Origin of the sequence: Burkholderia territorii (assembly GCF_001718335.1) — a bacterium.
GTDB classification, from domain to species: Bacteria; Pseudomonadota; Gammaproteobacteria; order Burkholderiales; family Burkholderiaceae; genus Burkholderia; species Burkholderia territorii.
On record NZ_CP013365.1, the window covers coordinates 1,881,714 to 1,896,842 of the forward strand.

13 protein-coding genes are annotated in these 15,129 nt (G+C 65.5%); 2 read left to right on the forward strand and 11 right to left on the reverse strand.

Annotated features, from left to right (window positions below; all coding sequences use genetic code 11):
- Positions 1-9 precede the first annotated feature (9 nt).
- The 3 genes from livH to WS51_RS32015 all read right to left on the reverse strand — a co-directional run bounded on the left by livH (position 10) and on the right by WS51_RS32015 (position 3,072).
- Positions 10-936, reverse strand: coding sequence for a high-affinity branched-chain amino acid ABC transporter permease LivH (gene livH / locus WS51_RS08350; protein ID WP_034204313.1), 927 nt, complete (start codon positions 934-936; stop codon positions 10-12).
- 194 nt (positions 937-1,130) lie between these two features.
- Positions 1,131-2,249 (reverse strand): branched-chain amino acid ABC transporter substrate-binding protein, encoded by a 1,119-nt coding sequence (locus WS51_RS08355; protein WP_059447700.1) that lies wholly within the window; start codon positions 2,247-2,249, stop codon positions 1,131-1,133.
- 439 nt (positions 2,250-2,688) lie between these two features.
- Positions 2,689-3,072 carry a hypothetical protein gene (locus WS51_RS32015; RefSeq protein ID WP_155773573.1) on the reverse strand — a complete coding sequence of 128 codons (384 nt, stop codon included), beginning with the start codon at positions 3,070-3,072 and terminating at the stop codon, positions 2,689-2,691.
- Here WS51_RS32015 and WS51_RS08360 point away from each other — a divergent pair.
- Complete coding sequence (locus tag WS51_RS08360) at positions 3,064-3,684, forward strand: hypothetical protein (protein WP_069228936.1); 621 nt, start codon at positions 3,064-3,066, stop codon at positions 3,682-3,684. The two genes, WS51_RS32015 and WS51_RS08360, sit on opposite strands and share 9 nt — an antisense overlap.
- Before the next feature lie 142 nt (positions 3,685-3,826).
- Here WS51_RS08360 and yfiB read toward each other — a convergent pair whose 3' ends face one another.
- The 8 genes from yfiB to WS51_RS08400 form a co-directional block, all read right to left on the reverse strand.
- Positions 3,827-4,336, reverse strand: a complete 510-nt coding sequence (yfiB, locus tag WS51_RS08365; protein ID WP_059447702.1) for an outer membrane lipoprotein YfiB — start codon at positions 4,334-4,336, stop codon at positions 3,827-3,829.
- A gap of 82 nt (positions 4,337-4,418) precedes the next feature.
- On the reverse strand, positions 4,419-5,687 hold the full coding sequence (gene dgcN, locus WS51_RS08370; RefSeq protein ID WP_059868036.1) for a diguanylate cyclase DgcN/YfiN: 1,269 nt from the start codon (positions 5,685-5,687) through the stop codon (positions 4,419-4,421).
- Complete coding sequence (gene yfiR / locus WS51_RS08375; protein WP_059769092.1) at positions 5,684-6,391, reverse strand: regulatory sequestration protein YfiR; 708 nt, start codon at positions 6,389-6,391, stop codon at positions 5,684-5,686. Before yfiR ends, dgcN begins: the two co-directional genes overlap by 4 nt.
- 223 nt (positions 6,392-6,614) lie before the next feature.
- Entirely contained in the window at positions 6,615-7,340 is a 726-nt protein-coding gene (locus tag WS51_RS08380) for an SMI1/KNR4 family protein (protein ID WP_059769090.1), read from the reverse strand.
- 33 nt (positions 7,341-7,373) lie between these two features.
- On the reverse strand, positions 7,374-8,675 hold the full coding sequence (locus WS51_RS08385) for a PAAR domain-containing protein (RefSeq protein ID WP_059447706.1): 1,302 nt from the start codon (positions 8,673-8,675) through the stop codon (positions 7,374-7,376).
- Positions 8,672-9,457, reverse strand: coding sequence for a DUF1795 domain-containing protein (locus tag WS51_RS08390; RefSeq protein WP_059504129.1), 786 nt, complete (start codon positions 9,455-9,457; stop codon positions 8,672-8,674). Before WS51_RS08390 ends, WS51_RS08385 begins: the two co-directional genes overlap by 4 nt.
- A 77-nt stretch (positions 9,458-9,534) precedes the next feature.
- A complete protein-coding gene (locus WS51_RS08395) occupies positions 9,535-10,101 on the reverse strand; it encodes a hypothetical protein (RefSeq protein ID WP_155623697.1) in 567 nt (188 codons plus the stop codon).
- On the reverse strand, positions 10,076-13,054 hold the full coding sequence (locus WS51_RS08400; protein ID WP_059769088.1) for a type VI secretion system Vgr family protein: 2,979 nt from the start codon (positions 13,052-13,054) through the stop codon (positions 10,076-10,078). The genes WS51_RS08395 and WS51_RS08400 overlap by 26 nt, the downstream gene beginning before the upstream one ends.
- A gap of 831 nt (positions 13,055-13,885) precedes the next feature.
- On the opposite strand from WS51_RS08400, the gene WS51_RS08405 reads away from it, so the two are divergent.
- On the forward strand, positions 13,886-15,127 hold the full coding sequence (locus tag WS51_RS08405) for an NAD(P)/FAD-dependent oxidoreductase (RefSeq protein WP_069228937.1): 1,242 nt from the start codon (positions 13,886-13,888) through the stop codon (positions 15,125-15,127).
- Positions 15,128-15,129: the final 2 nt, after the last annotated feature.

Here is a 15,129-nt window from a genome sequence, read left to right on the forward strand (position 1 = left end):
GCGTCTCCCTCAAACCTTTTCGATGTCCGACTTGCCGAGCAGGCCGGTCGGGCGGAAGAGCAGGATCAGCACGAGCAGGCCGAACGCGACGACGTCCTTGTACTCGGCCGGCATGTAGCCTGCGGCGAAGGTTTCGGCGAGGCCCAGCAGCACGCCGCCGAGCATCGCGCCCGGGATGCTGCCGATCCCGCCCAGCACCGCGGCGGTGAACGCCTTGATGCCCGCGACGAAGCCGATATACGGATTCAGCTTGCCGATCGTCAGCCCGATCAGCACGCCGCCGACGGCCGCCAGCATCGCGCCGAGCACGAACGTGAACGAGATCACGCGGTTCGTGTCGATGCCGAGCAGGTTCGCCATCTTCATGTCCTCCGCGCACGCGCGGCATGCACGGCCCATCCGCGAATGCGAGATGAACAGCGTGAGCGCGATCATCAGCACGAGCGTCACGCAGACGATCAGCAGACGCGCGTACGGAATCGTCACGTCGTAGTCGCCGCCGAGGTGGATGTCGAATGCGCCGGAGATCAGCACCGGCACGGACACGTCGCGCGCGCCCTGGCCGATCTGAACGTAGTTCTGCAGGAAGATCGACATGCCGATCGCGGAAATCAGCGGCACGAGGCGCGGGCCGCCGCGCAGCGGGCGATACGCGACGCGTTCGACCGCGAAGCCGTACAGGCCGGTGACGATCACCGACACGATCAGTGCGGCGCCGAGCACGAGCGGCAGCGGATAGCCGGCGGAGATGCCGATGGCCGTGAGGGTCACGAGGCCCACGTATGCGCCGATCATGTAGATCTCGCCGTGGGCGAAGTTGATCATGCCGATGATGCCGTAGACCATCGAATAGCCGATGGCGATCAACGCATAGATCGCACCCAGCGTCAGGCCGTTGACCAGCTGCTGGGCGAATTGAGGAAAGAAGTCAGTCATGTGCGGGAAGCTCCCGTTGGCGCTGGGTCGCATGCCGTCGCCGGATCACGGCGTTCGGCCGCGCGCAACGCACGGTGTCGTCTCGGGCCGCCCGTTGGCCGGGCAATGGGCCAATACTCGCCACTGCCCGGCCAATGCGCGGCCGCCCCGTCCGGGTCTCGGACAGGGCGGGCGCGCGGGCGGATACTCCGTTGTTACTTGGCGGCGGTCTTCGTCGCGTCCTTGTGCCACGTGTAGACGACGAACTTGAACGCCTTCAGGTCGCCCTGTGCGTCATACGCGACCTTGCCGATCGGCGTGTCGAACGTCGTCTTGTGCATGTACGCGGCGACCTTCGTCGGGTCGGTCGTCTTCGCGCCCGCGATCGCGTCGGCGATGATCTTCACCGCTGCGTACGCCGGCATCTGGAACGGGCCGTTCGGGTCGCGCTTCTTGTCCGCGAATGCCTTCACGAGCGCCGCGTTGGCCGGGTCGGCCGAGAAGTCGGCCGGCAGCGTGACCAGCATGCCTTCCGAAGCCGGGCCGGCGATCGCCGTCACGTCCTTGTTGCCCACGCCTTCAGGGCCCATGAACGTGGCCTTCACGCCCTGCTCGCGCGCCTGGCGCATCAGCAGGCCCATTTCCGGGTGATAGCCGCCGAAGTAGACGAAATCGACGCCTTGCGACTTCAGCTTCGTGATGATCGCCGAGTAGTCCGAATCGCCGGCGTTGATGCCTTCGAACAGCACGACCGGGATCTTCGCGGCTTCGAGGTCCTTCTTCACCGACGACGCGATGCCCTGGCCGTACGACTGCTTGTCGTGCAGGACCGCGACCTTCTTCGGCTTCACGTTGTTGATGATGTAGTGCGCGGCGGCCGGGCCTTGCTGGTCGTCACGGCCGATCGTGCGGAAGATGAAGTGGCGCTTCTTGCCTTCCGTCAGCTGCGGCGCGGTGGCCGACGGCGTGACCATCACGATGCCTTCGTTTTCGTAGATGTCGGATGCGGGAATCGTCGAACCCGAGCACACGTGGCCGATCACGTACTTGATCTTCTGGCTGACGATCTTGTTCGCGACGGCGACGGCCTGCTTCGGTTCGCATGCGTCGTCCATCTGCACGACTTCGAACTTGTTGCCGCCCGCACCGCCGGCCGCGTTGATCTGTTCGATCGCGGTCAGCGCGCCGGCCTTGACCATGTCGCCGTATTGGGCGACCGAGCCGCTCATCGGACCAGCGATGGCGATCTTCACGGTTTCCGCTTGCGCGGCGGCGGCGCCGGCGGCGAACAGCACGGCGGCGACGGAAATGGACGTAAGACGGGACAGCGTCATCTGGGAGCTCCTCGATGTTGTTTAGTCATACGGGCAAAGGCGGCATGACTTGCGCAATCGAACAGCACCCGGGGCGAGGACATGGGACACGCCCGAGACACATGAAGACGGACCTGCGGAGGGATGTTGCGTAGCGGGGCCCGGCTCTTGCAGTCCCCCAAGGGGGACGTCTGGTTCGGAAAGACATCGTGATGCGTCTTGCATTGCGCAAGCGTTTCGCCTGCCCCGCTTGCCAACTGCTCGTTCGGAGGGATGGTCCGACAGCCGTTGGCAAGGCAGTCGAAATTATATGGGTGTTTTTAAATCGTCTGTCAAAAATGCCGCCTCCATGAGGGAAAACACGGAGAAACTTGGCGCGCGACGGGTGGCGATCCGGGAGCAACTGTGGCCGGCGGAGAACGTTTGCGGAAGGTGCAATTCGGTTGCGATTTTTGGCTGGTTAGCGGGGAAATGCCTTGAGGGGTTTGGGTTTCGGCGATCTCGCTGTTGCGCGCGGCATGCTTTTTCGGATGCTTGGGGCCGGATCGTCCACGATCAATCGGCTGACGATTGCGCCCGCGTATATCGAGGGCCGGTGCTGCATCGGCGCAGTCAATCCTTCTGTTTGCCGACGTCGCGCCGGTGCGTGAAAGCTGTTCGTTATTTTTGTGAAATAATGCGAACTCGCTTCAGCAATCCAGCCAGCCTTACCGCGAGTCGCACACTCCGCGATTCGCAGCCGCTTCAGGGCCGCTTCGACGCCCACACGTCCGCCGAGCCGCCAGCCAGTGATCTGCCGTTTTTTCTCGTTGCACGTCACCTGGTTCGGATCCCGATGAATCATCCTCTCCGTCTTTCCTCCGCCGCAGCGCTTGCGTGTGCGCTTTCCGTTTTTGTTGCCGACGCTTCGGGCCGCGATTCGCTGGTCGATCGTTCCGGGAGCGCCAATGTGTTTCGTTCGGAACGTCGGGCGGTGGTCAGCAATGGTGCGCGCGCGGCGCTGCCGACGCAGCGCGAGAAATACGCGGCTCCGGTTGATCGTAGCCCGTTCGATACGCCGGATACGCGGCCGTTGCGCGTCTCGGGCGATACGCTCGAGCCTCAGCCTTCGGTTGAACACGGGGCCGGCGATCCTGCATGGCCTTCGAATCGCGTTGCGCTCGGCGCGGGCGGCACCGACAGTCTCGGTCGCGCGCTGCCCCGATACGAACAACGCGCGCAGAACTGGACCGATTATCTGAGGGCCAACGGATCACACGCGCCTGGCGGCAGGCATTCGTATGCGCCCATGCGGCCTTTCGATACCGCGCGCGGTCCGCACGGTGCGCCAAATCCGTACGATCCGTCAGTGCCGCAGCCGGAGACGCGGAAGTTCCATGACAACGGCGCGGGTTCGAACTGCACGGCGACCGGCGGTGCAGGGGCGTCGCGCTCGTCTTGCAATATTGCTTGGTGATGCAGGGCGACCGGCAACGGCCTCACACTGCAGGTTGTGCAATCTCGCCGAGTGCATCCGCGTCCTGCGGCGGCTTGCCGTTCCGCTCCCGGTGGTCCGTCGCCGCGAGCAGCGCCGAACGCCGACATCGCGCGAGCGCCCGTCACCTCGGCGAAACCACAATCGCCGCCCGCCGATTCTGCGCCCGCCCGGCCGGCGTCCGGTTGTCGCCCACCGGATCGCTCTTGCCCTTCCCGACCACCGCGATCCGCTTCCCGTCGAGCCCGACATCCACGAGCTCGATCGCCACCACCTCCGCCCGCCGCCGGGACAACTCGAGATCGTAGGCAGCCTCCCCTTCCTCGTCGGAGTATCCGTAAACCCGCACGCCATTGATCCCCGCCGACCTCAACGTCCTGCCGATTCGCTCGACGATGCGCCTGACATCCGGCTTGAGGTTGTACCGGTCGAAATCGAACAGAATCGGTCCTGTCGACCCGAACTCGAACCCTTGTTCGGTCTCCTGAAATCCGGCCGACTTCAGCGCCGTGACCTGTGTCTGCGTCAGTCCCCGATGAAGCGGCGGCGTCTTGCAACCGCCAAGCAGCAGGCATAGAAGCACCGCGCTCGCGACGCACATCCTCCCAATGCTCACAGGCAACGCGTGATCCATGATCGTCCCCTTCGTACGCGCTCGCTTCGCGCGCTTATTATCCCGCCGCCGCGGCCTCGCACACGGCGCGAAACGATAGACATCAAACCCGTCCCGCCACGCCCTCCGCCACCTGCCACGACCCCGGGCGCGCACGCTTGGCGCGGTACATCGCGGCATCCGCCGCGCGCAGCAAGCCGCCCGCGTCGGACGCATGATCGGGATACAGCGCAATACCGGCACTCATCATGGTGGCCACCATGCGTCCGTCGGGCAACTCGATCGACGGCTCCATGCCGGACAGAATCTCGTCGGCGATCCGGCACACGCTGTCGGTATCGCGCACGGCCGTCAGCATCACCGCGAATTCGTCGCCGCCCAGCCGGGCGACGAGATCGGTCTCGCGCACCTGCGTGCGCAACCGCGCCGCGACACCGATCAGCACCGCGTCGCCCGCATCGTGACCAAGGCCGTCGTTGATTTCCTTGAAGCGATCGCAGTCGAGATACAGGATGGCGACCCGCTGCCCCGTCACCACGGCATCGCAAAGCGCAAGCGACAGCCGCGACTCGAACTGCATGCGGTTGGGCAGCCCCGTGAGCGCGTCGTGCGTCGCCTTGTGTTCGAGCGACGCGTTCTCGTCGCGCAGCGTGTTCTGCCAATCTTCGAACTCGTCGAGCAACGCGTTGAAGTCGTCGCCGAGCTCGTTCAGTTCGGCAATCGCCACCGGCTCGACGCGCCGCGCGAACGCACGCTCGCGCCGCACCGCATGCGCTACGCCGGCCAGCGCGCGCAGCGGCGCAACGATGTTGCGCAGCAAGCGCTTCGAGCTGACGTACGCGCCGAGCACGCTGACGGCCAGGCCACCGAGAATGCCGCCGATGCTGCCAAGCAGGAATCCGAAGAATTGATGCCCGCGGCCGCGCACGATGACGTGGCCGATGACAATGCCGTCGTGCATCACCGGTGCGCTCACGGGCCCGGGCAGCGCCAGTGCGGCGACCCCGCGCTCGAGCCTGGCGATGCGCCCTTCGACGGGCAGTTTCCACGTCGCGAACAACTGGCCCCGGCCATCGGTGACCACCACCTGCGCGACGTCCTCGTCGTTGGCGATCGTCGCGATCGCCTCGTTCGCCGCGACGCGGTCGCCGAATACGAGCGCGGCCTCGACCGTGTAACCGAGCGAGCGCGCCAGCAGGTTCAGGTTGTTGCCGGCATACGCGCGCAACGCAATCACCGCGACGACGATCAGCAACACGGCGGCCATCGCGACCGCGACGAATGCGAGACGCAAATGCGCGCGGCGCAACACGCTTTGCAGCGTCGGGCGCGGCACGCGCGTAGGCGACACGGACGGCGCGGAGCGTGTCATGGCGTCAGCGTCCGCCGCGCAAGATTGAGCACGTTCGGATGCACGCGCACGCCGCTGCGCGCGACGGCATCGAGATTGATGTCGAACGTGACGTGTTCGCCCTCGACCGTGAGACAGAACATGCTGCCCGCGGTGCATGACGGATCGTGCTCGCCGATGGTCAGCACCGGATGGCCGGCCAGCGCGGCTCTCACCCGCTTTCGCTCATCGGTTCCGAGCGCGCCGAGATACACGACGTCGCACGCGAGGCCGAGCGCGGGATCGTCCACACGAATGCGCTGCACGTCGAGCACGGTCGAGCCTGCCTGCATCGTGTCGGTCAACTCGCCCGCGTAGTCGGGCCGGCCCGTCACGCACAGATGCAGCCGAACGGGCGTCGTCGGCCAGCGCGTGAAACTGACGATGCCGAGCACGACCTGGCGCACGGCGGAGTCGTGTGACGAAAAGGCGGGACTGGCAGGACCGGCGGGTGTCGTGGTGGCGGCGAGCTGCACCGTTTCGTTCGGTGCGTCGGCATCGGCAGGCGCGCCGGCGAGCACCGCGGGAACAACGCTCAGAACGCAAACGATTGCGATGAACGCGTGGCGCAATCGGGTGACTCGGCCTGTTCGGCCGGACGCCGTCCGTGCGGCGATTGCCGCCGCGCCCACTGGCGTCGGTGCGGCCGCATGATTCGCGGCCGCCGCGCACACACTCGCATCCATGATGGAAACATCTGCCGCAGTCGTTCCCGCGCTGCCTCCTGCCTGCCATGCGCGCGCAGGCACCGTATCGCGCGCACGAATGCTTCCATCTTAGGTAAAAATCTGCATCCCGAACCAGTGGGAAACACCCGACAGTAACGTCATAAGGTACGCGGAAACGATGCCGTGCGCGACGATGCGCGTGGACCTGCATGCGGCATCCTCGTGCGCCGCGCGTGTCGGATCACCGCTTGTCGGCTTCCTCGACGAATATCTCGAACCACGCATTCATGACGGCCCAGAAATCCACCGGCTCGAGCTCGGTCGGATTCTCGTGCCACCAGAGCCGTCCTGCCGCGCTGCCGTCGCCGGCACTGTCGCGCAGATCCAGGCAAAGATAGTCGCCGCTGCCGTTCTGAAATATCGTCCATACGAGATCGGGGTTCACGCCGAGCTTGCGCGTCTCGTCAGGTGTCAGGTCCAGCTTGGCCGTCAGCGCGGTCTGGTCGCCGATCGGCATCGGTCCCATCGAGTTGGCGGGAAAGAACGTCCAGCCGTTGTGCGTGAACTGATAGAAGCTGCGCAGATCGTCAGGCAGCGCACGCCACAGCGACATGTCGTCCGACACGAGATCGCCGAGCGGCGGATGGCCGATGAAGAAGTTCAGGTCGTCGCCTTCGACCGTGTACGGATAGAGCAGGCACAGGTCACCGTTTTCCTTCTGGAACACGGCAGGTCGACGCAGCTTCTCGGCGAAGAACGTCTCGACCGCGGGCAGGCGGCCGATGACGCCTGCCCACATCTTCGCGAGCCAGTTGCCGAGCGCGGCGTCGGGCGTATCGAGCAGCGCGCGCCACGCGGTCGGCACCTGGACGTCGGCGGGAATCTCGTTCGACGCGAGCCAGACGTGCCCTCGCAACCGGAAGCGCTGCAGTTCGGCGGTGTAAGTCTTCGCGGATAGCTCAATCATTGCCAGTCACCATTGAATTCGTCATCGGGAATTCTACTTCGGCTGAGTGCCGAGCAACTCGTTGATCTGCTGCTGCAGCAGCGTCCGGTTGTCGGCTTCGCGCTGCATCATCTTCTGTCGGAACCCTTCGTCCACCTTGATGCCGCCCTTCTTGTATTCAGTCCAATCGGCATAGGACTTCGATCCCTTCGACGTATTGGCGGTCTCGCTGAGACCCACGAAATTGTCCGGGTTGTTGAGCACCTTGACCTGGTTATCGAAGGACAGATCCTTGAACCCGGGCATCTCGGTGATCTCCTTCATCGACACGATGTGATCCGCATGCAACGGCTTGTCGATCTTGAGGCCCGGCAGCGCGGGATCGTCCATGCCCGGCTCGAAATTCTCGTTGACCATCTTCTGGATCTTCGAACTCGGCGTCTTGGACCGCAACTGCTCGTAGAGCGTGCGCGGCACGCCCTTGGTCGTGACCCGAATGTTGCCGCCGTTCGAGCCGAGCGTGTTCGGCTCGATTTCCACCTTGGTCCGGTTCAACACATCGACGGCGTTCTTCGCGGCTTCGGTGTCGGCACCCTTCGCCCCCAGCCCGAGCAACGCGAACCCCGCCACGCCGACCATGATGTCGCCATAGCCGGGACCCAGCGATTCGCCCCACGAATGCAGCGCATTCAGGCCGACGTTGGCGCCGATCACCGTCCCCGCGAACAGCGCGGTGGCAGCGGCCCCTGCCGCGAGCGCGCCCAGGCCGGCCGCGCCAAGCGCAACGAAGCCGAGCACCTCGAGCGCCGTCTCGACCATCGCCTCGGTATCGTGGATGGCGACGACGGTGACGGTCTCTCCGCCGACCGTCACGTTGTCGCTCGCGGTCTTGATGACGGCACCGCACTCCATCTTCATCGACAGACGTGCCATCGGCTTGCCGTTGACGGTCACGGTCCGCGAGCCCTGCGCCACGAGCAGTTTCGGCTTGGGGAAGTGATTGAACGGCAGGCCGTTGCATTCGTCGGCAAAATCGACGCCGGCGCGCAGCGCGGTACGACTGTTGACCGTGACGTTCGACGATCCGCGATGAAGCATGCCGGTGGTTGGACCGGATATGTTGGCCGCCTTCTGTATGCCGCGCACGAGCGCGCCGCCGGCGAGGCCACCGCCCGCCACGCAGCCGCCGACGATCGCGACGAGCGCGAGACCGCCCGTGGCCGCGGTCGCCGTCACGATGGCGGCGGCAACGACCGCGCCGACCACGGCGCCGGCGATCATCCCGAGCAGGCCGAAGCCATGCGCGATCTCGTCGCCCATGCGGGCGGCGCGCAGGGCCGCCTCGGCACCGCTCATGACGACGCGCCGTCCGCGCGCTGCAGCCGCAGATGCGCTTCGATGTCCTGCATCGTCAGCAGCGGCGGCACGCCTTCCACGGCAGTCACCGCGTTGAGACGGCGCCGCAATTCGAGCCCCGAATAGCCGGGATCGGGACGCAGCTCGTAGCGACCGTCCGCCTTGAACAGCCCGTGACGGCTACGCTGGACGATCGTCGGCGCGAGCGGCGAACCGTCGCTTGCGAAAAACACCCAGTCGTGACTTTCGACTTCGCGCGCGCTGATGCGCTCGCATGCCGCGCGAAGATCCGGATAGACGCGCAGCACGCGCGTCTTCGCCGACAGCGCGAACACGTGCGGCAGGACTTCGCTCGGCGCGGCCTGCGCATCGCCGTCGTCCGGCGCGGGCGGCATCACGACGAACGACGACAGGATCGCCGTCCATGCGGGAATGTGCCGCTCGAAATCCTCGACACGCGCATTGAGCGTGAACACCAGCATCGCATCGTCGAGCCTGACCATTGCCTGACGTTGCCGCAGCATCGTCTTGTCGCTGCGCCATTGATAGTCGAGCATGAGGCCGGGACGCCCGTCGATCGTGACGGGCTCGCGCGCGAGCGGCTTGTATGCGGGAAACTGGCGCTTGAATGCCATCTGCTGCGCATCCGCGTATGCGCCCACATCGTCGAGCGGCGTGTCGTAGTCGCGCGTGACCACGAACGCCACGTCCTTGCGGCCGGACGCGTCGGGCAAGTGGAACACGTTCATGGTCTGGTCTCGCCAGCCATCGGGCAAGACCATGCACCCCTCGTGCAATCGATAAACCGCCATTCCGTTCTTCCTTTCGTTGATCCGGACGCATGCGTCCCGGCGGCGCGTTACTTCGTCTTCTCGCCGAAGCCGACGCTCGACAGGCAATCGGGGTTGCGCTCCGCGAACCCGAACACGAGTTCGCCCCACGCGGTCTCCGAGCGGAATGTCGTTTCCTCGTTCGGCGAGCGGCCCGACGGCGCGCCGGCGATGCGCATCCCGGCAAAACGCCCCTTCACGTCGTCGCGGCGGATGCAACGGCCGGACAGCGTCAACGTGAGCGCCCCGCGCGCGTCGCCTTCGTTGCTCGTCCGCAGCACGATTCGCTCGATCCGCGTGCCGTCGTCGAGCGCGATCGGGGCCCCGTCGCCGTTGCTCCAGAACGTGAAGTATTCGTTGCTCGATTCGGTACGGGCGAGCGTCGTGTGAAGCAGGTGCTCGACGGGCTCGCGCCGGATCGGCTGTTGGGCACCGAGCTGGTCGATCAATTGCCAGAGACTGAGTTGAACGGTTGTGTGCATCTTCTTCGATCCCTCCGAACAGGCCGGCGTCACGCCCAGCGACAGTGCGAGCAACAGCGGCGCGACGATCGCCGCGCCACGGCCGCGCTTAGTGGGACGGGTAGTTACGGTCATACCAGCTTCCGTAGTAGGTTTGATAATTGACATACTGGCCGTTGACCGGCACGGACGCATATTCTCCGGTGCCGTAGACATGCCCGATCGCGGCGCGCGCCGCGCTTGCGTCGCCGTCATGCAGGAACCGGTTGTACGCTGCGTTGTAGGCCGGCGCATTGTCCGGATTGCCGGCGATACTGATGTTCGGGCCGCCGTGCGCGAGAATTTCGCGCTGCACCTTGATGTTGTTCATCGTGGCCGCGCCTTCATCCGCCAGTTCGCTATTGACGTAGCTGGTTCTGGATGAATAGTCCGGCGTGCCCTGATACAGCGCATGGCCGGTCTCATGCGCGAGCGCCTGGACCACGGCCTTCGGGTTCTCGCGGTCGGCGCCGTCGATCACGATCGTCGGCGGTTGTCCGCTCTTGTTCGTGGACGAGCCCTTGTTCGCGGGGCCATACTCGATGTGCCAGCCGTCCTTCTGCAGTTTCGCGATGTCATGTTCGAGCGTAGGCGATTTCGCGGCGAGCTGGTCGACACCGGGGCCCAGCCCGGTCGTCACGGCCTTCTTCCCCGGGGCCTTTCCGTGCTTCTTCCCATGACGGGGCGCAGCCGCCGCGGCACCACCACCGCCGCCACCGCCGCCGCCTCCGGCCACCGGCGCCGCGAGATCGGGTGCCGGCGTGCTCGGGTCGGTGACGGGCACGAGCGGCGGTGATGCCGGCCCGGTCGCCCCGTCGGGATTCAGGTCGACGCTTTGCGAACCGAGCACGACGACGCGCGTGCCGTCGATCACGATCTGTCCGTCTGCCGACAGCGTGATCTTCGCCTTTCCGCATTCGAGGATGATCGATTGCGAGCCCTTCACATGCACGTGCTCGGTATCGGATTCGATCTGCACGGGGCCCTTCGCCTTGAGCGCCATATGCTGTTCCTGCGCATGCAGGATCACGGCCGTCTTTGCGGTGTGCTGAATGTGCTCGTCCTGCGACTGCACGGAAATCGCCTTGCGCACGATGTTCGCGTGCTGGCCCTGCGAGACGATATTGGTCTGGTTCGGGCCGTTTACGACCGTCACGTGATTGTTCTGGACGGTCGTGGCCATATCCTTCTGACTATGGATATTGACCAGTTCGTCGCCCTTCCTGTCGTGGATCACGATCTCGCAGAACCCGCCGCCGCCCGGCGTGGAATTGCTGTGGAAGCCCATCTGGTGCGCGCCGTCGGGTAACGCATACGGCGGCGTCTGCTCGGCGTTGAACATGCGGCCGACGATGATCGGCCGATCCGGGTCGCCGTTCAGGAAGTCGACGATGACTTCCTGGTTCACGCGCGGAATCGCGACGGTTCCCCAGCCGCGTCCCGCCCACGGCTGCGACACGCGGATCCAGCAGGAACTCTCGTGGTCGTTCTTGCCGTAGCGGTCCCACGGAAACTGGACCTTGATGCGGCCCATCCCGTCCGTATGGATTTCCTGCCCCTTCGGGCCGACCACGATCGCGCTCTGCGGTCCGGGCATGATCGGCTTCTCATGCTGCCGCACCGGACGATACGGAATCTTGCTGCGGATCAGCGTGAGCGTGCTGCGGAAACTGCCGGGTTGCGTCGACGCATCGTCGAAATTGTTCTTGGCGTCGATCTCGATGCCGACGACGAGGAATTCGTTGTCGTCCTGCTTGGCCGGATCGAACCAGAAGTGCCCGTCGATCCTGAACTTGCGGCCGACGGTGAGCCCGCGGCATCCCGATTCGCCCCGGAACACCTTGGCCTGCCACTCGTACACTTCGAGCCGGCGCTTGGCTTCCGCCTCGCCCTCGCTGGCGTCCTTGTACGCGAATGCGGAATTGCCGTCGTATACCTCGAGCTTCGGCGCGTTGCCCTGGTCGGCCAGCGTCGGCAACTCGACGTATGGCCGACTCTTCGGGTGCTTGTAGTCGAAGGTATGCAGCGCGACCACGCCGGGCTGGGTTTCCCGGCTGGCCGACAGCGCGGTCAGCCGGTCGGCCTGCTGCACGCCGCTCGCCGCGTTGTAGGTGACGACGGGATCGTGCGCCTGATCGGGACACGACGTCGAATCGTCGGCGATCACGAGCGTGTGACCGTCCTGCCGATATTCGAAGTAGTAGAACAGCCCGTGCCGCTCGAGCAGCCGGCTGACGAAATTCAGGTCGCTCTCCTGGAACTGGACGACGTAATCCTCGGACTTCAGTTCCTGCTTGATGTGCGTCTGGTAATCGACCAGCGCGCCGTAATCGGCGAAAACCTTGCGCAACACGTCGAGCACCGTGACCTGCTGATAGATGCGACTGTTGACCCGCTTGCCGAGATACCACAGCCACGGCACCAGCTCGCCGCGGTAATGCGCGATGCCGCCGTCGTTGCGTTCGAACCCGAAGCGCACCAGATAGCCGTGGATCTGCCGCTCCGATCCGTCCCGCAGCATGATATTGACGGCGACTGCCTGATTCAGCACGTCCTTCAGATCGATCGACGGATTTTGCGTGATCAGGTCCAGCGTGTAGCTCGGCATCTGCGACAGCGCTTCGCCGCCCTTGATCGCCGCGATCGACAGCGCGCGGGAGCCGGTCAGCGACGACTGGAATCGAAGCAGACGGGTCGTCTCGCTGAACGGCAACGCCGATGCCGCGGCGGCGGACGGGCCGGGCGCCTGGCCCGGCACGAAGAATTGCGGCTCGGAGGCCAGGTCGGAAAGCGGTTGCCCGGACAGCGGGTGATCGTCGGGCGGCGCGGCGGCGGCCATCGGCGACGGTGAGGCAAGCGCCGCGCCCATGCCGGACATCGCGCCGGAAGCGAGTTGCCCGGCGAGCGGATTCAGCATGCCTGCCGCCGGGGCGGCCATCGACGCCGCAATCTGGGCCGGATTGCCGCCGGCGGCCAGCGCCTGCATGACGGCCGACGCGGTCGGCGCGATCTTGCCGACCACGGGGTTCGCCGCCGACGCCATTTGCATCGCGCCGGATGTCAGCGCGCCCGCAGGCGGAGACGATCCCGCGGATTCGGCTACCCCGACGCTTCCTGGCATCTCTTTCATGGGCCCTCTCGCTTTCTTATTTCTGGTTACCGCGACGCATGCGGCGCGGTTTTACTGCATGTCGATCCGAAATGATCATTTCGAAACGGACGTTCGCCGGGATATGCTTCTTCGAATTTTTCCGCGATCTTCGAAACAGCATTCGCCAATACAACGGCATCGGAGCAAACCGATATTTCCCGCTCGATATATGTCTCTTTTGTGGCGGAGATTATCTATCTCTCCAGACAAGCGGCGCCATCATAACGGCACGACTCACACCCGTCCATACTTTCAATTAAGCTTCCCACTCGAATATTTCCGTGTTTTCACGACGCGTAATTTTGACGTTTCCGCAATGCAGCACGGCACAATTTTCCGAACGCTCAAATGATCGCGCGCCGGCGATTCAGAAAACTCGCGACCCACGAGCAGCGCGCCAGCGCATCCGGGTTTCCGAAATCACGAGAAAGTCAAAATCGCGGCGCATGGCATCGACTGCATGCGCCGGCGATGAATTCGTCTCTCTGGAAACGCACGATCCGATTTTCTCCGCCGAATATGTCGGGTAATCCAGCGATGCCCTGAAATTCAATTTGCCCGCACCGACGGCCTTCACGCTGCGCGCCGGCGCGCACCGCACGTGTCGTGTGCGACTGACGATCGTTGCGTCGCCCGCGCCCGGCGGAGGTATCCTTGGGTTCCGAACCGCATTCGCGTCAAAACGAAACGCGGCCCTCTTCGCCCAACCATTGCATCTCGGCATCCTCCATGGACTTCGACGTCATCGTTCTAGGCGCGGGCATCATCGGCGTCTCCGCCGCGCTGCACCTGCAGGATCGCGGCCGCAAGGTCGCCCTCGTCGATCGCGGCGCGCCCGGCGAAGGCACGAGCTTCGGCAATGCGGGGCTGATCGAACGCTCGTCGATCGAACCGTATCCGTTCCCGCGCAGCCCGTTCACGCTGATGCGCTACGCGCTCAACCGCTCCACCGATCTCTACTGGCACAGCGCGTCGCTGCCCGCGTTCGCGCCTTGGCTTGCGCGTTTCTGGTGGGAATCGGCGCCGCTGCGCCATGCGGCGGCGTCGCGCGACATGCTGCCGCTGATCGAGCGCTGCATCGTCGAGCACGACGCGCTGATCGCGCGCGCCGGCGCCGGGGAGCTGGTGCGCGCCAGCGGCTGGATGGAAGCGTTCCGCACGCCGGCCGCGTTCGAACGCGCGGTCGCCGATGCCGGACTCACCGCGCGCCGCCACGGGCTCGGCATCACGCCGCTCGACGCCGCCGCGCTTCGCGCACGGGAGCCGAGCATCGCGGCGGGCTTCTGCGGTGCGCTGCACTGGCTCGATCCGAAAAGCGTCGTCGATCCGTCCGCGCTCGTCAAAAGCTATGCGCAACTGTTCGTGCAAGGCGGCGGCACGCTGCTCACCGGCGACGCCGCGAGCCTCGACGCACTGTCGCCCGGCTGGCAGGTCGCCACCGACGAAGGCGAGATCGCCGCGCCGGCCGTGGTCGTCGCGCTCGGCCCGTGGTCCGACACGGTGTTCGGCAAGTTCGGCTACAAGATTCCGCTGCGCGAGAAGCGCGGCTATCACATGCACTACGCGCCGTCCGAGCGCGGCACGCCGTCGGCGCCGATCGTCGATCGCGAATACGGCTACGTGATCGCGCCGATGCGGCGCGGATTGCGGCTGACCACCGGCGTCGAGATCGCGCGGCGCGGCGTGCCGCCAACCGGCGTGCAGCTCGATCGCGCGGAACGCATCGCGCGCCCGGTGTTCGGCTTCGGCGAGCGGCTCGACCCGCATCCGTGGCTCGGCTTCCGCCCGTGCACGCCGGACATGCGGCCGGTGATCGGCCCCGCGCCCGCGCATCGCGGGCTATGGTTCTCGTTCGGGCACAACCATCACGGGCTGACGCTCGGGCCCGTCTCCGGCCGCCTGCTGGCCGAGATGATGACCGGCGAAACGCCGTTCACCGATCCGGCGCCTTACCGCGCCGACCGGTTCTGACC